Annotated in this window: 18 protein-coding genes, 1 rRNA gene, 1 riboswitch and 1 other annotated feature; of the genes, 4 read left to right on the forward strand and 15 right to left on the reverse strand. The window is 43.0% G+C overall.

What is annotated here, in order from left to right:
• Positions 1-53 precede the first annotated feature (53 nt).
• The 10 genes from B9Y67_RS04815 to B9Y67_RS04860 all read right to left on the reverse strand — a co-directional run bounded on the left by B9Y67_RS04815 (position 54) and on the right by B9Y67_RS04860 (position 9833).
• A 16S ribosomal RNA gene (locus B9Y67_RS04815) occupies positions 54-1620 on the reverse strand.
• A gap of 351 nt (positions 1621-1971) precedes the next feature.
• Positions 1972-2307: a rhodanese-like domain-containing protein gene (locus tag B9Y67_RS04820; protein ID WP_085505662.1), complete on the reverse strand. Its 336-nt coding sequence runs from the start codon at positions 2305-2307 to the stop codon at positions 1972-1974.
• A gap of 19 nt (positions 2308-2326) precedes the next feature.
• Positions 2327-2635 (reverse strand): rhodanese-like domain-containing protein, encoded by a 309-nt coding sequence (locus B9Y67_RS04825; RefSeq protein ID WP_085505663.1) that lies wholly within the window; start codon positions 2633-2635, stop codon positions 2327-2329.
• A 172-nt stretch (positions 2636-2807) separates the two neighbouring features.
• Complete coding sequence (gene leuS / locus B9Y67_RS04830; protein ID WP_085505664.1) at positions 2808-5225, reverse strand: leucine--tRNA ligase; 2418 nt, start codon at positions 5223-5225, stop codon at positions 2808-2810.
• 187 nt (positions 5226-5412) lie between these two features.
• Positions 5413-5629 (reverse strand) — a binding site (T-box leader).
• 61 nt (positions 5630-5690) lie between these two features.
• A complete protein-coding gene (locus tag B9Y67_RS04835) occupies positions 5691-6626 on the reverse strand; it encodes an ABC transporter permease (RefSeq protein WP_254901775.1) in 936 nt (311 codons plus the stop codon).
• 1 nt (position 6627) lies between these two features.
• Positions 6628-7551 (reverse strand): ABC transporter ATP-binding protein, encoded by a 924-nt coding sequence (locus B9Y67_RS04840; protein WP_085505666.1) that lies wholly within the window; start codon positions 7549-7551, stop codon positions 6628-6630.
• Positions 7548-8195, reverse strand: a complete 648-nt coding sequence (locus tag B9Y67_RS04845) for an ATP-binding cassette domain-containing protein (RefSeq protein WP_254901705.1) — start codon at positions 8193-8195, stop codon at positions 7548-7550. The genes B9Y67_RS04840 and B9Y67_RS04845 overlap by 4 nt, the downstream gene beginning before the upstream one ends.
• A 40-nt stretch (positions 8196-8235) precedes the next feature.
• Positions 8236-8619 (reverse strand): GntR family transcriptional regulator, encoded by a 384-nt coding sequence (locus B9Y67_RS04850; RefSeq protein ID WP_441007548.1) that lies wholly within the window; start codon positions 8617-8619, stop codon positions 8236-8238.
• A gap of 9 nt (positions 8620-8628) precedes the next feature.
• Positions 8629-9399, reverse strand: coding sequence for a hypothetical protein (locus B9Y67_RS04855; protein ID WP_085505669.1), 771 nt, complete (start codon positions 9397-9399; stop codon positions 8629-8631).
• A gap of 110 nt (positions 9400-9509) precedes the next feature.
• Complete coding sequence (locus B9Y67_RS04860) at positions 9510-9833, reverse strand: DUF2524 family protein (protein ID WP_254901706.1); 324 nt, start codon at positions 9831-9833, stop codon at positions 9510-9512.
• A 72-nt stretch (positions 9834-9905) separates the two neighbouring features.
• Here B9Y67_RS04860 and B9Y67_RS04865 point away from each other — a divergent pair, with 72 nt between their 5' ends.
• Complete coding sequence (locus tag B9Y67_RS04865) at positions 9906-10478, forward strand: tRNA 5-(aminomethyl)-2-thiouridylate-methyltransferase MnmM (protein ID WP_085505671.1); 573 nt, start codon at positions 9906-9908, stop codon at positions 10476-10478.
• Positions 10479-10491: 13 nt separating this feature from the next.
• Here the strand turns inward: B9Y67_RS04865 and B9Y67_RS04870 are convergent, their stop codons facing one another.
• Positions 10492-11529, reverse strand: a complete 1038-nt coding sequence (locus B9Y67_RS04870; protein ID WP_254901707.1) for a tetraprenyl-beta-curcumene synthase family protein — start codon at positions 11527-11529, stop codon at positions 10492-10494.
• A 40-nt stretch (positions 11530-11569) separates the two neighbouring features.
• Positions 11570-12370: an alpha/beta hydrolase gene (locus B9Y67_RS04875; protein WP_085505672.1), complete on the reverse strand. Its 801-nt coding sequence runs from the start codon at positions 12368-12370 to the stop codon at positions 11570-11572.
• Between the two features lie 69 nt (positions 12371-12439).
• On the opposite strand from B9Y67_RS04875, the gene B9Y67_RS04880 reads away from it, so the two are divergent.
• Positions 12440-12955, forward strand: coding sequence for a gamma carbonic anhydrase (locus tag B9Y67_RS04880; protein ID WP_085505673.1), 516 nt, complete (start codon positions 12440-12442; stop codon positions 12953-12955).
• An 84-nt stretch (positions 12956-13039) separates the two neighbouring features.
• On the opposite strand, the gene asnB is transcribed toward B9Y67_RS04880, so the two are convergent.
• Both asnB and metK read right to left on the reverse strand, forming a co-directional pair.
• Positions 13040-14944, reverse strand: coding sequence for an asparagine synthase (glutamine-hydrolyzing) (asnB, locus tag B9Y67_RS04885; RefSeq protein ID WP_085505674.1), 1905 nt, complete (start codon positions 14942-14944; stop codon positions 13040-13042).
• Positions 14945-15101: 157 nt separating this feature from the next.
• Positions 15102-16301 (reverse strand): methionine adenosyltransferase, encoded by a 1200-nt coding sequence (gene metK / locus B9Y67_RS04890; RefSeq protein ID WP_085505675.1) that lies wholly within the window; start codon positions 16299-16301, stop codon positions 15102-15104.
• A gap of 279 nt (positions 16302-16580) precedes the next feature.
• Positions 16581-16689: riboswitch (SAM riboswitch) on the reverse strand.
• A gap of 337 nt (positions 16690-17026) precedes the next feature.
• Here metK and pckA point away from each other — a divergent pair.
• On the forward strand, positions 17027-18616 hold the full coding sequence (pckA, locus tag B9Y67_RS04895; RefSeq protein WP_085505676.1) for a phosphoenolpyruvate carboxykinase (ATP): 1590 nt from the start codon (positions 17027-17029) through the stop codon (positions 18614-18616).
• 70 nt (positions 18617-18686) lie between these two features.
• On the opposite strand, the gene B9Y67_RS04900 is transcribed toward pckA, so the two are convergent.
• Complete coding sequence (locus tag B9Y67_RS04900; protein ID WP_085505677.1) at positions 18687-19463, reverse strand: alpha/beta hydrolase family protein; 777 nt, start codon at positions 19461-19463, stop codon at positions 18687-18689.
• A 121-nt stretch (positions 19464-19584) separates the two neighbouring features.
• Between B9Y67_RS04900 and B9Y67_RS04905 the strand changes: the two genes are divergently transcribed.
• Entirely contained in the window at positions 19585-20580 is a 996-nt protein-coding gene (locus B9Y67_RS04905) for an ABC transporter substrate-binding protein (protein ID WP_085505678.1), read from the forward strand.
• Positions 20581-20584 lie beyond the last annotated feature (4 nt).

The following is a 20584-nucleotide window of genomic DNA, read 5'->3' on the forward strand; positions in this document are numbered from 1 at the left end:
GATCTCTCAAAACTAAACGAACGCAACCAATACGTTTCCGTAATATTCCTTAGAAAGGAGGTGATCCAGCCGCACCTTCCGATACGGCTACCTTGTTACGACTTCACCCCAATCATTGGCCCCACCTTCGGCGGCTGGCTCCATAAAGGTTACCTCACCGACTTCGGGTGTTGCCAACTCTCGTGGTGTGACGGGCGGTGTGTACAAGGCCCGGGAACGTATTCACCGCGGCATGCTGATCCGCGATTACTAGCGATTCCGGCTTCATGCAGGCGAGTTGCAGCCTGCAATCCGAACTGAGAATGGTTTTATGGGATTTGCTACACCTCGCGGCTTCGCTGCCCTTTGTACCATCCATTGTAGCACGTGTGTAGCCCAGGTCATAAGGGGCATGATGATTTGACGTCATCCCCGCCTTCCTCCGGTTTGTCACCGGCAGTCACCTTAGAGTGCCCAACTGAATGCTGGCAACTAAGGTCAGGGGTTGCGCTCGTTGCGGGACTTAACCCAACATCTCACGACACGAGCTGACGACAACCATGCACCACCTGTCATTCGGTCCCCGAAGGGAACGCCCTGTCTCCAGGGTTGTCCGAAGATGTCAAGACCTGGTAAGGTTCTTCGCGTTGCTTCGAATTAAACCACATGCTCCACCGCTTGTGCGGGCCCCCGTCAATTCCTTTGAGTTTCAGCCTTGCGGCCGTACTCCCCAGGCGGAGTGCTTAATGCGTTAACTTCAGCACTAAGGGGTGGAAGCCCCCTAACACCTAGCACTCATCGTTTACGGCGTGGACTACCAGGGTATCTAATCCTGTTTGCTCCCCACGCTTTCGCGCCTCAGCGTCAGTTACAGACCAGAGAGTCGCCTTCGCCACTGGTGTTCCTCCACATATCTACGCATTTCACCGCTACACGTGGAATTCCACTCTCCTCTTCTGCACTCAAGTTCCCCAGTTTCCAATGACCCTCCACGGTTGAGCCGTGGGCTTTCACATCAGACTTAAGGAACCGCCTGCGCGCGCTTTACGCCCAATAATTCCGGACAACGCTTGCCCCCTACGTATTACCGCGGCTGCTGGCACGTAGTTAGCCGGGGCTTCCTCGTCAGGTACCGTCAAGGTGCCGCTCTATTCGCACGGCACTTGTTCTTCCCTGACAACAGAACTTTACGATCCGAAGACCTTCATCGTTCACGCGGCGTTGCTCCGTCAGACTTTCGTCCATTGCGGAAGATTCCCTACTGCTGCCTCCCGTAGGAGTCTGGGCCGTGTCTCAGTCCCAGTGTGGCCGATCACCCTCTCAGGTCGGCTACGCATCGTCGCCTTGGTGAGCCGTTACCTCACCAACTAGCTAATGCGCCGCGGGCCCATCTGTAAGTGATAGCGAGAAGCCATCTTTCAACCCGACTCCATGTGGAGTCCGGTGTTATCCGGTATTAGCCCCGGTTTCCCGGGGTTATCCCAGTCTTACAGGCAGGTTGCCCACGTGTTACTCACCCGTCCGCCGCTCGTTCCACAAGCGTCACCCCCGAAGGGGATCCGCTTGCTTCCCGCGCTCGACTTGCATGTATTAGGCACGCCGCCAGCGTTCGTCCTGAGCCAGGATCAAACTCTCCATAAAAGTTAGTTTGAATAGCTCATGTTTGCACTGCTAAAGTGCGTTGTTCATTTCCTCATATAATGAAGAAATTATATTGACGTACTGGTTGGTTCGTTCAGTTTTCAAAGATCAAAATTGTGCTCCTGTCTTTATCGACAGTAATAGAATTTTAGCATAATATCAAAGAAAATGTCAATAGTGAAAATGATATTTTCTTAGAATGCTTGTTTCGTTAATCGCCTGCTCAAGAAGCGACAAAAACTATAATACACACTTTTAAATTGATTGTCAACAAAATATTTAAGATTTATTGTTTTGCTATGTAAATAAAAGAGCTATCCCGCCATCATGCGAAATAACTCTTTTGTATTATTAAGCAGCAGTTACATAATAAATGTTTTTCTTCCTTTTTTTTCGAAAAAGATTTGCTGCAATTCTAGCTCCTCGAATATCATCACTTACCACCAGCACTTCTTTTTGACAATCGAATTGTTCCTTGAGTGCCCGTGGCAGATAACTAAGCGGAATATTTTCAGCTCCAGGAAAAGGAGATCGGTGAGCAGAAATATAATCACGGATATCTATTACGCAAAAACGTTCATCGAGAACAATTTGCTGATCGATTTCTTTCAGTTTCCATCTTGGAATTGCAAATCGTGTAACAGCGAGTATCCCTAAACTGGCTGTTATCGCAAACAATAACTCCACTTTTCATAACCCCTTCTATTTATTTAGGTTGAGTTTCGCCGTCCCAGTTCATCATTCCGCCTTCTAAGTTACGTACTTTGAATCCTTGCTGATCCAAGTATTGGGCAGCATTCATGCTACGGCCGCCAGAACGGCAAACCATGATATACTCTTGATCTTTATCCAAATCTTTTGCTGCTTCTGGAATCTCTCCTAATGGAATGTGTTTCGCTTGAGGAATCATTCCTTGAGCAACCTCATCATCTTCACGTACATCAATGATTTTTACATCTTTATTTTCTTTCAACATATTTTGAACTTCTTCAGGTTTATATTCATGAATAGCCATTTGACATTCCTCCTTAAAAACTGTAACCTTCACTAATTTTAAGCAAATTTATCATATTGTCAAGGGATAGGTGCCGGGGTATGAAAAGTTTGTACAGTTATACTATATCTCATTTGTATCAAACTTAAACAAAGAAAGCCGAGGCAGCCTTTTCAGACTGCTCCGCTTTCTATCAGTTCGCAACTATATTGACAAGTTTTCCAGGGATAGCAATTACTTTTCGTACCGTCTTTCCTTCCAGCCATTCCTGAATTTTTTCATGCTCGATTGCTTCTTTTTCAAGGTCTTCTTTTGAAGCATCTTTGGAAACTGTCATCTTAGCACGGACTTTACCCATTACTTGAATGACAATTTCCACTTCATCTTCCACTAATTTCGATTCATCGAAGGCAGGCCATGACTGATAAGCAATCGAATCTTGGTTCCCTAGTTTTTCCCATAATTCTTCTGCAAGGTGTGGAGCTACTGGAGAGAGGAGTTTTACAAACCCTTCCATATATTCTTTAGGTAAAACTTCTGCTTTATACCCTTCGTTCACGAACACCATCATTTGAGAAATTCCTGTATTGAATCGTAGTTCTTCAAAGTTTTCTGTTACTTTCTTGACCGTTTCGTGATAAACCTTCTCTAATGTTTGATCATCATTACTTTGTTGAACTTTATCCGACAGTTCTTCTCCTTCTGTTACAATCAATCGGTATACGCGGTCCAGGAAGCGCCGTGCCCCATCCAGGCCATTCGTCGACCATGCAACCGAAGCATCCAGCGGTCCCATGAACATTTCATACAGACGGAGTGTATCAGCACCATGAGAATCGACGATATCATCAGGGTTGACGACATTTCCTTTCGACTTACTCATTTTTTCATTATTCTCCCCAAGAATCATCCCCTGGTTGAATAATTTCTGGAATGGTTCCTTAGTTGGAACAACACCAGCATCATATAAAACTTTATGCCAGAAACGAGCATACAAAAGATGCAATACCGCATGCTCTGCGCCACCAATATAAATATCAACCGGAAGCCACTTTTTCAACTTGTCATAGTCGGCAAGCTTCTCGTCATTATCAGGATCAATATAGCGAAGATAATACCAGCAGCTGCCGGCCCACTGCGGCATCGTGTTAGTTTCCCGACGTCCTTTCATTCCCGTTTCCGGATCGGTGACGTGTACCCAGTCATCAATGTTGGCCAATGGAGACTCACCCGTTCCGGATGGCTTGATTTCGGTCGTTTTTGGCAGGACAAGTGGCAGCTCTTCTTCTGCTACTGGCGACATAGAACCGTCCTCCCAATGAATCATCGGAATTGGTTCACCCCAGTATCGCTGACGGCTGAACAGCCAGTCACGAAGACGATACGTTGTTTTCTTCTCGCCTTTTCCGTTCTCTACAAGCCAATCGATAGATTTCTGGATTGCTTCTTCTTTATCCAGGCCATTTAATATACCAGAGTTGATGTGTTTCCCATCCCCCGTGTAAGCTTCCTGCTCGATATCTCCGCCTTCCACTACAGCAATAATCGGCAAGTCATATTTTTTGGCGAATTCGTAATCACGTTCATCATGGGCTGGAACCGCCATAATTGCACCGCTGCCATAGGTCATAAGCACATAATCTGCTACCCAGATCGGTAATTTATTGCCATTAATCGGGTTGATGGCATAAGTTCCCGTAAATACTCCTGTTTTATCTTTAGCGAGATCGGTCCGCTCCAGGTCACTTTTCGCTTTTGCTATTTGAAGGTATTGTTCAACTTCAGACTTTTGCTCCTCTGTTACAATTTTTTCAACCAATGGATGCTCTGGAGCCAACACCGCGTAAGTAGCACCATAAAGGGTATCTGGACGGGTAGTGAAAACATCGAAGCTTTCGTCAAAGCCGTCAATATCGAAAACTACTTCCGCTCCTTCTGATTTACCGATCCAATTACGCTGCATATCTTTAATGCTTTCCGGCCAATCCAGTTCTTCCAAGTCTTCCAGCAGACGATCAGCATACTCGGTAATTTTCAACATCCATTGCTTCATCGGGCGTCTTTCTACCGGATGGTCGCCACGTTCGCTCTTCCCATCGATTACTTCTTCATTTGCTAATACCGTACCAAGGGCCGGACACCAGTTGACAGGCACTTCATCAACATAAGCGAGCCCTTTTTCGTAAAGCTTAAGGAAAATCCATTGCGTCCATTTGTAATAGTTCGGATCTGTCGTATTGACTTCGCGATCCCAGTCATAAGAAAAACCCAAGGATTTTATTTGACGACGGAAGTTATCGATATTCTGTTTTGTAAATTCCGCCGGGTCATTTCCCGTATCAAGCGCATATTGTTCCGCAGGAAGACCGAATGCATCCCAGCCGATCGGGTGAAGTACTTCATAGCCTTGCATTCTTTTCATCCGCGAAACAATATCAGTCGCTGTATAACCTTCCGGATGACCTACGTGGAGACCGGCCCCTGAGGGATATGGAAACATGTCCAGTGCATAGAATTTCTCCTTATCAGAAGAAGCATCTGTCTGGAACGTTTTATTGCTATACCAATAATCTTGCCATTTCTGCTCAATCTTTTTGTGCTTAAAAGCCATCGCTTTTCCTCCATTCTTATTTGGTTCTCAGAGATGGTGATTTTCTTATATCAACATCAACGTTGAAATATTAGAAAAAACCGGCTTGTCGCCAAACACTTATGGCGAAAGCATCCGTAATTTCTTATAGTTTAAACCTTTAACAAAGTTATACTTTTTTAAAGTATAAAAAAGCCCCTCATCCCAACACTGGGACGAGAAGCTTACATTCCCGCGGTACCACCCAAATTGACGTCTTATACGTCCTCTTCAGCATCGGTAACGGCGATGGGCCGATAGAAGCTACTCTGATTCACTTCTATAACATCCGAGGCGAGTTCATCAGTTACAAGGCCAGCTTCCACCCGCCGCTGACTCTCTGAATTTCTTGCAGTCTGATTACTATTCCTCTTCTACGTCTTTATGAATATATCTATCCGTATCTTAATGAAACGTGAGGGCTTTGTCAAGCAATGGTAAGTGCTTTCACGTCGCAATGTCTCTTTTAGTAAACGATAGATGACTGATGGTAAGAAAAATCACCAGATAAATGATCAATACAACAATAGAGAATTGCGGTGTAATCCCCTCAACCAATGTTCTTGGCTGCAAATATTGCGTCAAGTCTGCATGGGTGAAAAGATAATATCTCATAATGGTATATTCCTGGAGTAAGAACACCATTTGCTGACCGGTAAACATAAGAAAAATGGACAAGCCGATAGCCAGAGCATTGGAGCGGGATAACGTTCCAACCATGAAAGCAAATGAGGTCATGATGAACAAATTAACAAATGACAAGCCATAAAGTTTCAAAGACTCCACCCAGATGGATTGCTTTATAACCTCCCCATTCTCAACAGTCAATAAAACTCCTTCTCCCGTATCAAAGAAAATCCATCCACTTATTATTGAGGTGACGTAAGCAATGATCACGATGGTAAAAGAAAATAAGAGAACAGCTCCATACTTAGCCCATAAAATCTTCCCTCTTTTTACTGGACGGATCGTCAATAACTTAATCGTTCCCCATGTGAACTCTGAAGCGACTATTCCAGACGCAATGATGACTGTAAACAATGTGGCAAATGCTAAGTTACTTTTAGAATCCACGAGAAATTGTCCAAAGCTTCCCCGTTCCAGTGGAGGGATGTTTTCTTCCAGTCGATGTTCAGAAATCACTTGCTGTTCTTCATAATAAGTTAGTTCCTTATCTGTAGCTTCTGGATTAGCAGCTTGTTGTTCGTACATCATTAACTGCTGCTGTACCTCTTCCTTCCAAGGGACATTTTCCTGCTGACTATTCCCCCAGCTGTTCACAAAAGCGAATAATAAGACCGAGCCAACCAAAATCGCAATTAAAATTATAGTGCTGTTTCGCCTAAAAATCTTCATCCATTCATTTTGCAGGAGGCGGATCATTTCAGCCAATCTGCTCACCTCCAGTCATTTCCAAAAATTCATCTTCCAATGTTTTTCGTAACTTAGTTATTTCATAAACAGCTATCCCATTTTCCACAAAGATACGGTTAAGTTCTGCTGCCTGCTCCTTATTAATGGTCAGTTGCAAATAACCCTTTTTCTCTTCCGCCTTTTTTATCTCCTGATGATCTTCTATCAGTTTCAATGCCTTTGCAGGATGAGAAACTTCAAATAGAAACGTATTATTTTGGTTCTGGTCATTATCTTCTACCGAACGGATGGTAATTAATTTGCCCTCCTGGATGACAGCAATGCGATCACACATTAGCTCGATTTCTGAAAGCAAATGACTGGAGACTAATACCGACACACCATCCTCAGCTGCAATTTTCCGTAAATACATTCGGAACTCCCGTATACCGGCAGGGTCTAATCCATTTGTCGGTTCATCTAAAATCAAAAATTTCGGCTTATGCAGGATAGCCTGCGCTAACCCCAATCGCTGCCGCATACCTAAGGAATAGGTCTGGACTTTATCATGGATCCTTTTTTCCAAACCAACCTGCTTTACGACCTCTTTGATACGTTGCTTTGTTATATTCCCTTGCAGCCGGGCGAAATGAATTAAGTTCTGGTAACCCGACAAAAATTTATACATTTCCGGATTTTCCACAATCGCCCCCACTTGTGAGATACTTTTCGTATAATCTTGACTTAACCGATGCCCGTCTATCATCACTTCTCCAGATGTAGGCTTTATCAAGCCGACCATCATCCGGATGGTGGTTGTTTTACCGGCACCATTAGGTCCAAGGAACCCGGTAACCTGGCCAGGATACAAATCAAGACTCAAGTTATCGATGATCGTTTTTCTCCCCATTTTTTTCGTTAAGTGTTTCAGCTGGACAACTGGCTGCTGACTCATGTTAACTTCTCTCCTTCATATAACCGCTTCATCCAATCTACAAGATTCAATTGATGTTTGCTCCGAATTTCATCAATATTTCCTTGAGCTAGAACTGTTCCTTCTTTTAATACCACTACTTCGTCAAGGAGGGGTTCGATTTCATTTATTTCGTGTGTAGTGATGATGAGGGTTTGCCTCTCTAAATCAAGGAACTGAATTAAACCTTGGACTAGGGAACTTCTAACCATCGGGTCCAGACCGGAAAATGGTTCATCCAAAAGGATATATGGTGCATTTCTTGCCAATGTCACTGCCATTTTCACCCGTCCTCTGTTACCTTTTGACAAGTGTTTTATTTTCTCGTCACCGTCCACCTCCATAAAAGAAAGGATATCTATTGCCTTTTGTCTGTCAAAGTCTAAAAACTGACTTTCATAGTAGTCAATCAGCTGAGCTGCATTAAAAAAGGGGTAGAATTGATCTATATCAGACATGTAGGCAACCGTTGCACTTACCTTTCGATCAGCAATTTTTTCACCAACACGTACTTCCCCTTTCGTAGGCTTCAGTAATCCGGCTATCAGTTTGAACATCGTTGATTTACCGCTGCCATTCTCTCCGATGACGCCTACAATTTTCCCCTTAGAAAAGCGAACATCCATGTTATGCACAGCTTTTTTCCATAAAAATTTTTTCGAAACGTTATTCAGTGTAATCATTTTTTCCCTCTCTTTCTCCTTGGTAATGCACAAGACCATCTACCATTTCATCTAGAGTGAAGCCAAGTTCGCTCATATCTTGAACAAATGCTTCGATATACAATTGCTTCATTTCCGTGCGCAGTTTTTGGAGCCGTTCGAGATCTTCTGTAACAAAAGTTCCTTGTCCTCGTTTTGTTTCCACGATCCCCTGCTGCTCCATTTCTCGGTAGACACGTTGCATCGTATTGGCATTCACCCCGGTTTCTACTGCAAACTCCCTGACAGAAGGCAATTTGTCTCCAGCATTACGTTCTCCCCGAATGATTTCACTTGAGACTTTATCGATCAGCTGCTGATATATCGGTTTATCCGGCTTGAAGTCCATTACCATCCCTTATACCTCTACCTTTCGATCCAATACCACAACACTGCCCCCATATAGCAGGCCGACCGTCAGCGCCCATGCTGCCACTTCACCTAATACGATAGGAATTCCTCCCGTTACGCCTCCATGAACAGTCACTCCAAAGACATTCAAAAAGTCGCCTGTCAAACCATCAATGTTAATCTGAACGGTTCCCCACCCTGCTATTTGTTCATATAAAGCTGAAGAACGTATTTTTGAGGTCATAATTGATATTGCAAGAAATGAAATAATAGAAATGATAATACTGAGACCGCCGAGGTAAGTTTTCAATACTTGATGGAGTACCCATAAAAACAATAGAAATACCGCCAATAAGATTGCCTGGCCAAGTATAAGAAGGGTTGCAATGAAAATAACCATTGCTGAGTCTCCTAAAGACAAGGTGACCCATTCCCTTGCTGTAAGTATTGTGATTAAACCGAACACCGTCATGGAAATAAGCATAAATGTGACTAATTGAAGAAACTTCACTCCGACAATCATTAATGAAGACTGTGGATTGTGCAGGAATAGCTCCAGCTGATCAGCTTCCCGATTCAGGCTGTACATGAGTAAAGCAGCTAAAACAAACATATGGAGTACGAGCACTACACCTGTAATAAGGAAGATTCGTGCTTCTTCAATGGTTCCAGACATCACTACTGAGAAGCCCAGTCCCGTTATTAAAATTACTAAATAGTAAATTCTCATTAATGCCCATTCTTTTTTCCATAATCCAATAAAAGCATTTCTTTTCATGTATGCCACCCTCTTGTATTAGTGTACTAGTTAGATAGTACACTAATACAAGATAAGAAGCAATAGATTTTTTCTTCATAAAAAAAACGGCCATAGCGGCCGTTCTCACCTTACCGATGCTCCAGATCATTTTCGTCCAATATCATATCATTCAAACATTGACTTACTTGGAGATGGAGCCGATGCAATTGATCTTTTTGCTGATGGTTTGCACTGTGCATTAATTTATCAATTTCCATCTCTGTTTGTTCCAGCCCCTGCTGTGCTTCTGTATAACTTGCTGTGATTGGATATCCATTTTGATTAGCAAGGGACAACTCATATTTCGCTTGCTCCAACCGTTGCTTCGTCTCCTGGATCATTGTTTCAATCGACTCTCTGGTCGCCATAGCTATCACCTCACCCATTAGCTTGGTTAAATCTGATTTTTTCATACACGAATATTGGTATCACAATCGTTCCATGCTAAAATTATTTCACAACTATATAGAGAAAGAGGAATCTATATGACATTGAGTACGGTACTGGCTTTTGCGCATCAGGTGATGAAAGCAGCCATCAAGGAAGGTGATACCGCAGTAGATGCTACCTGTGGTAACGGCCATGATACACAATTTCTAAGTAATCTGGTCGGCGAAACTGGCCATGTATATGGATTTGATATCCAGGACTCGGCTATCGCTTCTACTAAAGCAAAATTGACAGAGCAGCAATCCAATCGAGTAACCTTAATACAAGATAGTCATGAGGAAGTCCGCAGGTATATAAAACAAGAACATACGCGTTTACTTAAAGGGGCCATTTTCAATCTTGGTTATTTGCCAGGCAGTGATAAAACAGTTGTAACAACCCCCGCCTCCACGTTAACTGCTCTCGAACACTTACTCGAGCTGCTCCAGCCCGGGGGTGTGGTAGTATTAGTCGTTTATCACGGTCATGCTGGCGGCGATGAAGAAAAAGACCAGTTATTGGGGTATGTACAAACCCTGAACCAGCGATCTTTTCATGTCTTACAGTACGCTTTTATTAACCAAAAAAATACTCCGCCTTTTGTAATTGCTATCGAAAAAAGAAAATAAACCCGGCTGTCGGTTAAAGCGACTTGCCGGGTTTCAATTTATGATAGACTTTCGTTTGAAAATGAAAAAACTTCGCTTTTCTCCCGCTTGCATTTAATAATTCCCTGACAAAGACCTTTGCATTTTCAAGCCTGCTAACTTTTCGATCAGCAAGGTACATACCGACGAGCCCCTCCTGAATCATTTGGTGAAAGTGAGCATCAGGAAGTGTTTTGGTGCGTGCCTTTGTCTCTTCCACAAAATAAACGAAACGCTTCCGCATCTCTTGTTCATTTTCATAATAGGAACAGAAGTTGAGATCACCTTCCTCCTTATCCTCCTGCTGGTCAATGTAATAATCCAACAAGATATGAAGTCCTTGTAAAAAAGGGAAGTAGCTTTCCGCAACTTTTTTTGCAAGTCTTTCGTTCATCGTTCCGCCTAAGGTATATGAAACCAGACAGAAAATTCCGAGAGTCGAACCGGTACAGGCAGAGAATTCATACCATTTCAACCCTTTAACTGTTTTCTGTTCGGAAAACCATGTTTGCAGCCTGGGAATGCGTTCTTCTTCGACCACATGTTTGTGGACCTGTAAGTCATTATACAAATCACCTAACTGAGTTACGTAAGGATGGACAATTGAATAATCCGGCTGTCCTTCCAACACTTCCTGACAGGTAATAACCAGAGCTTCCAGGTAACCCCCGTCATTTCGCTCTTCACGGTATTGATAGTAGTCATGCATAGGGTTCCCAGGAGTCAAGGCATCCGTCATTGACTGATGAAGCATTCGGAAATCCTGGGGATCCAGGGAGGTACTACGGTCACATAAATTATCTAAATAGTCACTGATTGTTTGATAAGCAACGATGAATTTTACCGCTTCTTTCCAACGGCTGCCCGCCAGCATGCTATAGATAGAACCACCTTCGCAGTGAAAAGTCTTGCCCTCTATGCTTGCCAGCGCCTGCTTACGTAATTCTTCATTCGGTATTTTTTGCGCCATGCTGATCCAGCCGTTCAGCTCCTTATGTACTTGCGGGAAAACATGACGATAAACATTTCTCATCATTGTCCAACCGTTTGAAGGTATTCGCAAAACCAATGTTTCACTCCTCTTCGTGCGCGGATTGTTCCACTTTTTGCTTCATAAAATCCACAATATGCCGTACCACTGAATCGCGCTCCGGCTCATTCAGAATTTCATGATATAAGTTTGCCCATTCTTTATAACTTTTTTCACTGATGTCCAGCTGGTTGAACCATTTTTTAGTTTGGGTAATGTCGACCATTAAATCTTCACCAGCCTGGACAACTAATGTTGGCACATCCGGGTAGTCGTTAATTTTTTTAAAAGCCTGGTGAATCGATCGGACGAATTCCCAATACCAGCGTACGGACACTTTTTCCAATATAAGCGAATCAGCTTCGTCGGATTCGATAACATGCTTATTCCGTGTCACTTTTTCTGTAAGGATCGGCGCTTCCACCTTATATTTAGGATAGACAGCATCCAATACACGGGAAACCAGCTTCACTGATTTAGTTGGTTCATCTAAAATACCAAGTCCAGGAGAAGATAGAATGACACCGTTGACATCCGGTCTTTTCTCCTGCATGGTACGAATAGTAATCAAACCACCCATGCTATGACCTAAAAGAAAGACAGGAAGCTGGAATTTGGCTGCTTCATCCAGCCAATTCGTTACCGCCTCGATATATTGATCAAAACGGTCAATATGCCCGCGTCTTCTTGTCGATTTTCCCTGTCCAGGCAAGTCTCCGTAGACAACATGAAACCCTTGTTGGCGAAGAAGGGAAGCAATCTCATCATACCTGCCCGCATGTTCAAACGCACCATGAACAATCACTACTACTCCTGCAGGGTCATCTGCAAGTATCTTTTTCATCGGTTATTCCCCTTTTTCAGCGCTCGAATTTGCTATACTTGTAATAACTATATTATAAGGGGGATATCGATGATTTGCGAATATAAAGGAAAGCACCCGAAGATTGCATCCTCCGCTTACATAGCAGAGGATGCGGTAGTGACAGGGGATGTAACGATTGGAGAGAATGTCAGTATCTGGTTCAAAACAGTAATTCGTGGCGATGTAGCGCCTACTTATATTGCTGATAATGTCAACATACAGGACTTGAGTATGCTCCACCAAAGTCCGAATAATCCGCTGATCCTTGAGGAAGGAGTAACGATAGGACACCAGGTCACCCTGCACTCAGCTGTAATTAGGAAAAATGCATTAATCGGGATGGGGTCGCTTGTACTGGATGGGGCCGAAATAGGAGAAGAAGCCTTTTTAGGCGCTGGAAGCCTCGTTCCTCCCGGTAAAAAAATCCCGCCACGAACATTAGCCCTAGGGCGTCCAGCCAAAGTTGTCCGTGAACTGACAGAAGACGATTTTGCCGAAATGAATCGCATTAGAAGAGAATACGTGGAAAAAGGGCAATATTACAAAGAACTGCGTAATGACTAAAATTAAAAGACACAAAAATACCCTTCCGCTGACTTGGAAGGGTATTTTATTTCTCCTATTTCACACTTTATTCATTCTAAATGATTAAACAAAAGTCAATTTGCTTTCTGGTTTATCTTCGTTGATTAAGTCTTCGATTGGATGACGACGTTCGACAAAGACCTGATGCCATAGCATAAACATCAATACGGTCCATATCTTCCGGCTGTAGTCACCTTTCTCCTGACAGTGGGCATCTAACAAATGAAGTACATAGTCTTTATGCAAGTACTGATCCGTTTCACTTTCAAGGATCAGCATTTTCGCCCAATCATATAGCTCATTTTTCAACCAGTGACGAATTGGAACCGGAAAGCCTAGTTTCTTGCGGTCTAATACATGGTCAGGCACAATTCCGCGGGACGCTTCCCTTAAAATACTTTTCGTCGTTCCATTGGCTATTTTCAAATCGACCGGAATACTTTTTGCTACATTAAAAACTTCTTTATCAAGAAATGGCACACGTAACTCCAGTGAATTTGCCATTGTCATTTTATCAGCTTTTAATAAAATGTCACCACGCAGCCATGTATGAATATCTACGTATTGCATCTGATTTACAAGATCATAATTTTTTGCTGTGTCGAATAACAGCTCTGTCACTTTTTGATAAGGAATATTCAGATGGTTGCAAAGCAGTTTATTTTTTTCCTCTACTTCAAACATTTTTGCGTTACCAATATAACGGTCTCTTAATGGAGTAGTGCCCCGTTCAAGAAAACTCTTCCCTTTAACCCCTTCCGGTAAGATATCAGCTACCCTCCCCAGCAGGTGTTTGGCTGGATCAGGAATAGATTGAAAGACTTTCAAGGATTCCGGCTCACGATAGATGTTATATCCTCCAAATAATTCATCCGCACCCTCGCCCGAGAGGACTACAGTGACATGTTTCCGAGCTTCTCTGGCTACGAAGTATAGCGGAACACATGCAGGATCTGCCAATGGATCATCCATGTGATACATGATTTTAGGAAGCTTAGCGACATATTCCTCCGGCGAGATAATATATGATATATTCTCCACCCCAAGTTTATCAGCTGTTTCTTTCGCTACATCAACTTCAGAATATCCCTCTCGCTCAAATCCAACGGAAAAAGTTTTGATTCCTGGATGATATTCTTTCGCCATCGCTACTATTAAACTGGAATCAATACCGCCGGATAAAAACGAACCAACTCCCACATCACTGCGCATATGCTTGGCTACGGAATCATACATGACACCCTGAATACGTCCGATCCAATGCTTTTTATCCATAAGGATGGGCTCAAAAGTGGCATGCCAATAACGTTCGAAATTTATTTCTTGTCCCGGTTTTTGAGTAAAATAATGTCCTGCGGGTACTTTCTGGATATCTTCTGTCATCGTCCATGGCTCTGGTACATACTGAAAGCTTAAGTAATGGTTTAAGGCTTCAGCGTCAACCTGCTCTGAATCTTTCACCAAAGTCAAACTCTTCTTTTCAGAAGCAAAATATGTACCTTGATCTTCTACTGCAAAAAATAACGGCTTGATACCAAACGGATCTCTCGCCCCGTAGAGCTGTTGTTCCTGCTTATCCCAAATCAGGATAGCAAACATCCCCCGTAATTCATCGAAAGCCTTTTCACGTTTGTCATGAAATAAAGCCGCAATAACCTCTGTATCCGACTCTGTATGAAAAGTAAATCCTTTTGTCACTAATTTCTCTCTTAGTTCAATGTAATTATATATCTCTCCATTAAAAACCATCCAATACCGTTGGTCCTCATAGCTTAACGGCTGTTGTCCGCTGTCTATATCAATGATACTGAGGCGGCGGAAACCAAACGATATATACTCATCATGATAGAACCCTTCTTCGTCCGGTCCCCGGTGGGTAATATAATCATTTTGCCTTCGAAATGTATGAAGCTTGTCTTCAGTCATCTGTTCCGGGTCATTTCTAATCACACCGATGAATCCACACATAATAAGCCCCCCTCTTTCTCTTTACAAAATCTTCATACTTACTTATGAAGTATAACATACAAAAAAAGTAAATCCCCCCTCCTTTTTTCATATATTTCCACCATATTGCAAAAAAAACGGACCAACCTTTTTTAAGATTGGATCCGCTTCTTGGCATTTATTCGTTTAACAACTTTTTCAATTCTTTTGCTTTATCTGTTTTTTCCCATGGGAACTTGATGTCAGTACGGCCAAAATGACCATAAGCTGCTGTGTCACGATAAATTGGACGTCTAAGGTCGAGCATTTTAATGATTCCTGCTGGACGAAGATCGAACAATGCACGTACCTCTTCAACCAGTCGTTCTTCGCTCACTTTTCCTGTGCCGAAAGTATTGATAGCGATAGAAACCGGCTGGGCAACACCAATAGCATATGCCAATTGGACTTCACACGATTCAGCAAGTCCGGCAGCTACGATATTTTTAGCAACATAACGCGCTGCATAGGCAGCCGACCGGTCAACCTTAGTGGCATCTTTTCCACTGAAGGCTCCTCCACCGTGACGGGCATATCCACCATAGGTGTCTACGATGATCTTCCTCCCCGTCAAACCAGCATCCCCTTGTGGGCCGCCAATGACAAACCGCCCGGTCGGGTTAAGGAAATACTTGGTTTGCTCATCCATCAATTCTCGCGGCACCACAGGTTCAATCACATGCTGCTTCAAATCTTCCTGGATTTGCTCCAGCGTAATATCTTCCGCGTGTTGGGTAGAAATTACGATCGTATCGATTCGCAACGGACGATCATTTTCGTCATATTCGATCGTTACCTGTGTCTTTCCGTCAGGGCGCAAGTAGTCGAGTGTACCATCTTTTCTTACATCACTTAACCGCTTGGAAATCTTGTGGGCAAGAGAGATTGGGAGTGGCATGAATTCTTCCGTCTCGTTATTAGCATAGCCGAACATCAATCCCTGATCGCCAGCCCCGATTGCTTCAATTTCACTGTCACTCATACGACCTTCACGGCTCTCCAGAGCGACATCAACTCCACCGGCAATATCCGGGGACTGTTCATCGATTGCAGTTAGTACTGCACATGTTTCAGCATCAAAACCAAATTTAGCTCGTGTATATCCAATCTCTTTAATCGTCTTTCGAACGATACTTGGAATATCCACATATGTACTGGTAGTGATTTCTCCAGAAACCAGTACAAGACCCGTAGTTACAGTTGTTTCACAGGCGACACGGGCGTTAGGATCATTTTTTAAAATTTCATCTAAAATAGCATCGGAAATCTGGTCACAAATTTTATCCGGGTGACCTTCTGTTACAGATTCCGAAGTGAATAACCGGCGATTCGCAGCCATGCTGATAAATTCCTCCTTTAGTTGTACACAAATATTAGACGGAACTCTTATCCCAGTACGAATGGGAAACCAACCATCTCATCTATTTCTATTTTAATTCTCCCCGTTAGGGATAGCATGATATTTGATCTCATTAGAGAAACCTGGTTTGCCGCCAAGTCGTTTTGGCGATAGCCTTCATATTTCTTATACTTTAATCATGTAAAAAAGCTAACTTTATTAAAGTATAAAAAAGAAAAACCTTTCCTTTTAATGAGGAAAGGGGGCTGCTTCCTTTCGCTCTTATCGTTCAAGGATCAATCCTTGCTACAGGTTAGCACCTTTTCACTTCCGTGATGGTTGCTGAGGTTTCATCGGGCCTGTCCCCTCCGCCGACTCTGGATAAGAGAGTATCCGTTCGCACTATATCGTAACCAAATCGGTGGCGCTTGTCAATCAACTCAATCCTGTTAGAATAAGGATGGGAAGTTAGTTATACCCTACTATAAATAGGAATACTCCTATCGTATAATAAGGATAAAATAAATCTAAGCTTTTCATATGTTTGAGATCCTATCTTATTCTCAAATTAGCTTATATATATAATAGAATAAATATTTGAAAAAAATATGACAGTAACAAAAATAGTATGGACTAATACAATGAATGTGTTATACTAATAATCAATTAAAATACTCCCCACTTAAAATGTGGGTTGAATCTTTACGTAAAGGCGGGTTTACGCGATGACGACGATAAATCAAATGTCCCAACTCTCTGACTTGCTGTCTCAAGAGAATGTTTTAAAAAACCTTTCTGTAGCCCAATTAGTGGAAAAAACTTTAAGCCGAAATGAAGGCGTTCTCACATCGACAGGAGCGGTACGTGCTACTACTGGCACATACACCGGACGCTCGCCTAAAGATAAATTTATAGTCCAGGATGAGATTTCCAAGGATACTGTAGCCTGGGGACCAGTCAACAAACCGATTGATGAAGATGTGTTTACTCGTTTATATCATAAAGTACTTGATTACTTACGCGCAAAAAATGAAGTATTCATATTTGATGGATATGCAGGGGCCGATGAAAATTATCGTCTTCCCATCCAGGTGATCAATGAATTAGCCTGGCATAACCTGTTTGCACGACAAATGTTTATACGTCCAAAAGAAGAGGAATTAGCTGGTCATGAAGCAGAATTCACCGTCATTTCTGCCCCGAACTTCAAAGCGGATCCCGCAATTGACGGTACAAATTCAGAGGCATTCATCTTCATTTCTTTCAAGCATCGCGTAGTTTTAATCGGTGGTACAGAGTATGCCGGGGAGATTAAAAAATCCATTTTCTCTGTCATGAACTATATGCTTCCCCGAAATAATGTCCTATCGATGCACTGCTCCGCCAACGTTGGGCAGGAAGGCGATGTCGCCCTTTTCTTCGGACTCTCTGGTACAGGAAAGACGACATTATCAGCCGACCCGTACCGTCGTTTGATTGGTGATGATGAGCATGCATGGTCAGCCAAGGGCGTTTTCAATATTGAAGGTGGCTGTTATGCAAAAACCATTAATTTATCAAAAGAAAAAGAACCCCAGATCTATGACGCCATCCGATTCGGTTCCGTGCTGGAAAATGTCATCTTAGATGATGATTCAAGGAACCCTGATTATGATGATACGTCATTAACAGAGAACACACGAGCAGCTTATCCAATCGATAATATTGATAACATCGTGTTACCAAGTGTCGCCGGCCATCCCAACACCATTATCTTTTTGACAGCTGATGCTTTCGGCGTTCTACCGCCAATCAGTAAGCTATCAAAAGAACAGGCTATGTACCATTTTCTTAGTGGATATACAAGTAAGCTTGCCGGTACAGAAAGGGGAGTCACTTCTCCTGAGGCAACTTTCTCTGCTTGTTTTGGATCACCATTCCTTCCACTTGCTCCTGCAACATATGCAGAAATGCTAGGAGAAAAAATAGATCAATATAATACCAATGTATTTCTTGTAAATACCGGGTGGACCGGCGGAGCATATGGGGAAGGAAATCGCATGAAGCTTTCTTACACTCGTGCCATGATTCATGCGGCCCTGGAAGGTGAATTGAATTCCATTGAAACTCACCGGGATGAAATCTTTGGTCTCGAAGCTCCAATGCAAGTACCGGGAGTCCCTGATGAAGTGCTTATCCCAAGACAAACCTGGAATGACCAGAAGGCTTACGATCGAAAAGCTAAAGAGCTTGCGATGAAATTCCATGAGAATTTTGAGAAGTTTACACATGCAAGTGAAGCTATTGCACAAGCCGGCCCGACATATAGAGGCTAGCCTGAACTTTGTTTCCTCATCTCCTCATATATATAAAGAAACGGATACGTCCAGAGCGTATCCGTTTCTTTTATGTTTGTTTCAGCCATGCACACAGCTTCTCGACTGTCTCCCGATTGATTTTTGGTGGAAAATAGTGATCTGTATCAGAATATATCCAGCTTTCATATCGTTTATTATACACCTTCATGGCTTCTTGTAGACGATAGGCATGCTGAACGTCGACATTTTCATCTTTCTCACCATGAATCACCAACAAATCCGCTTCCATCTGATTGAGTTTATGGAGTGGGGTCCTGGCAAGGTAGCGCTCCGGATATTTTTTAGGTGTACCACCAGTCACCCGTTTCATCATGCGCCGAAGGTCTTCTCGTTCCCAGTAAGTAAGGGTAACATCGCTTACTCCTCCCCACACCACCACTTTTTTCACTTGAGGAATCTCAATTGCCGTCCATAATGCCATCACTCCTCCACGTGAAAAACCGAAGACACAAATATCCTCCTTCACTTTGGGATGATTCTCCAGCACACGAACACCTGAGTATGCATCATGTCGGTCATTTAAGGCGAAATCTTCGCTTCCTTCACCGCCCATATTCCCCCGGTAAGTTGGTGCGAATACAATAAATCCCTGGGCTGCAAATTGAATAATTCTCCCTATCCGCACCTTTCCAACGTTCTTAATTCCCCCTCGCAAGTAGAGAAATCCAGGGTAGGAACGATCCTCCTTAGGCTCCACCAAAAAACCCTTCACTTTCAACCCCTGGCTCATATAGGTTACAAGGTAAATATCAAAGCCAGGGTGAGGAGAAGGAAATTTCAGCTTGTCCACCACGGATCCATTCATTGTCATTTTCCCTCCTATGCCAATAAAGCTGTTCTGGTATATAGGCATTCACACATTTTTTCACTTTCACATAAACTACATTAGTTATTCTAACCAACATCATACAGGAGGAGCTTTCCGAATGAAAAAAATCCGTTTAGTGGGAATCTTCATGATGGCAATTCTGCTGACTATCGCTGCAGCAGCATGTGGCCAGCAGCAAACCACCAGCTTGAAGGTAGCAGAAGTCACTCGTTCGATCTTCTATGCCCCACAATATGTCGCATTGGAAAAAGGATTCTTTGAAGAAGAAGGATTAGAGGTCGAACTGAATACGACCTGGGGTGGTGATAAAACGATGACCGCTCTTTTATCAGATGGTACCGATATCGCTCTTGTAGGGTCGGAAACATCCATCTATGTGCACGCACGAGGGGCAAATGATCCAGCTGTGAACTTTGCCCAGCTTACCCAAACAGATGGGACATTCTTAGTTGCCAGGGAAGAAGTGAAGGATTTTCAATGGGAAGACCTGAATGACAGTACCTTTTTAGGACAAAGAAAAGGCGGTATGCCGCAAATGGTCGGTGAATTTGTATTGAAGAAGCACGGGATCGACCCGCAAAAGAATTTAAACCTGATACAAAATGTAGATTATGCTAATATTCCTAACGCTTTTGCTTCCGGTACTGGAGATTATGTCCAGTTATTTGAGCCGACAGCGAGTATCTTTGAGCAAGAAGGTATTGGCCATATCGTTGCTTCATTCGGTGAAGAGTCAGGGCACGTCCCATATACAGTTTTTATGGCAAAAGAAAGCTTCATCAAGGAAAACGAAGAAGCAATCAAAAAATTTACCAAAGCCATATACAAAGCACAACAATGGGTGGAAGCTCAGCCTGCGATGGAAACAGCAAAAGTCATCCAGCCCTACTTTGAGGATTCCGAACTTGATTTGATTGCCACCGTGGTAGATCGCTATAAGAGCCAGGGATCATTTGCTACGGATCCAATTTTAGATGAAGAAGAATGGAACAACTTGAAAGTGATTATGGAAGAAGCCGGTGAACTCCCAGAAGATGTTGATCATTCTACTTTAGTAAACACAAGTATTGCAGAAGAAATAATCAGCGAATAGGAGG

Source organism: Thalassobacillus devorans, assembly GCF_900176565.1.
Taxonomy (GTDB): domain Bacteria; phylum Bacillota; class Bacilli; order Bacillales; family Halobacillaceae; genus Thalassobacillus; species Thalassobacillus devorans_A.

Bases quoted from the DNA above. Each gene is read 5' to 3' on its own strand.
- B9Y67_RS04905 (WP_085505678.1), top strand. From the start codon at position 19,585: ATGAAAAAAATCCGTTTAGTGGGAATCTTCATGATGGCAATTCTGCTG.
- B9Y67_RS04850 (WP_441007548.1), bottom strand. From the start codon at position 8,619: ATGGACTTCAAGCCGGATAAACCGATATATCAGCAGCTGATCGATAAA.
- B9Y67_RS04860 (WP_254901706.1), bottom strand. From the start codon at position 9,833: ATGAAAAAATCAGATTTAACCAAGCTAATGGGTGAGGTGATAGCTATG.
- B9Y67_RS04875 (WP_085505672.1), bottom strand. From the start codon at position 12,370: ATGAAAAAGATACTTGCAGATGACCCTGCAGGAGTAGTAGTGATTGTT.
- B9Y67_RS04870 (WP_254901707.1), bottom strand. From the start codon at position 11,529: ATGAGAAATGTTTATCGTCATGTTTTCCCGCAAGTACATAAGGAGCTG.
- B9Y67_RS04880 (WP_085505673.1), top strand. From the start codon at position 12,440: ATGATTTGCGAATATAAAGGAAAGCACCCGAAGATTGCATCCTCCGCT.
- B9Y67_RS04900 (WP_085505677.1), bottom strand. From the start codon at position 19,463: ATGAATGGATCCGTGGTGGACAAGCTGAAATTTCCTTCTCCTCACCCT.
- B9Y67_RS04855 (WP_085505669.1), bottom strand. From the start codon at position 9,399: ATGAAAAGAAATGCTTTTATTGGATTATGGAAAAAAGAATGGGCATTA.
- pckA (WP_085505676.1), top strand. From the start codon at position 17,027: ATGACGACGATAAATCAAATGTCCCAACTCTCTGACTTGCTGTCTCAA.
- asnB (WP_085505674.1), bottom strand. From the start codon at position 14,944: ATGTGTGGATTCATCGGTGTGATTAGAAATGACCCGGAACAGATGACT.
- B9Y67_RS04825 (WP_085505663.1), bottom strand. From the start codon at position 2,635: ATGGCTATTCATGAATATAAACCTGAAGAAGTTCAAAATATGTTGAAA.
- B9Y67_RS04835 (WP_254901775.1), bottom strand. From the start codon at position 6,626: ATGATCCGCCTCCTGCAAAATGAATGGATGAAGATTTTTAGGCGAAAC.
- B9Y67_RS04865 (WP_085505671.1), top strand. From the start codon at position 9,906: ATGACATTGAGTACGGTACTGGCTTTTGCGCATCAGGTGATGAAAGCA.
- leuS (WP_085505664.1), bottom strand. From the start codon at position 5,225: ATGGCTTTTAAGCACAAAAAGATTGAGCAGAAATGGCAAGATTATTGG.
- B9Y67_RS04840 (WP_085505666.1), bottom strand. From the start codon at position 7,551: ATGAGTCAGCAGCCAGTTGTCCAGCTGAAACACTTAACGAAAAAAATG.
- B9Y67_RS04845 (WP_254901705.1), bottom strand. From the start codon at position 8,195: ATGGATGTTCGCTTTTCTAAGGGGAAAATTGTAGGCGTCATCGGAGAG.
- metK (WP_085505675.1), bottom strand. From the start codon at position 16,301: ATGGCTGCGAATCGCCGGTTATTCACTTCGGAATCTGTAACAGAAGGT.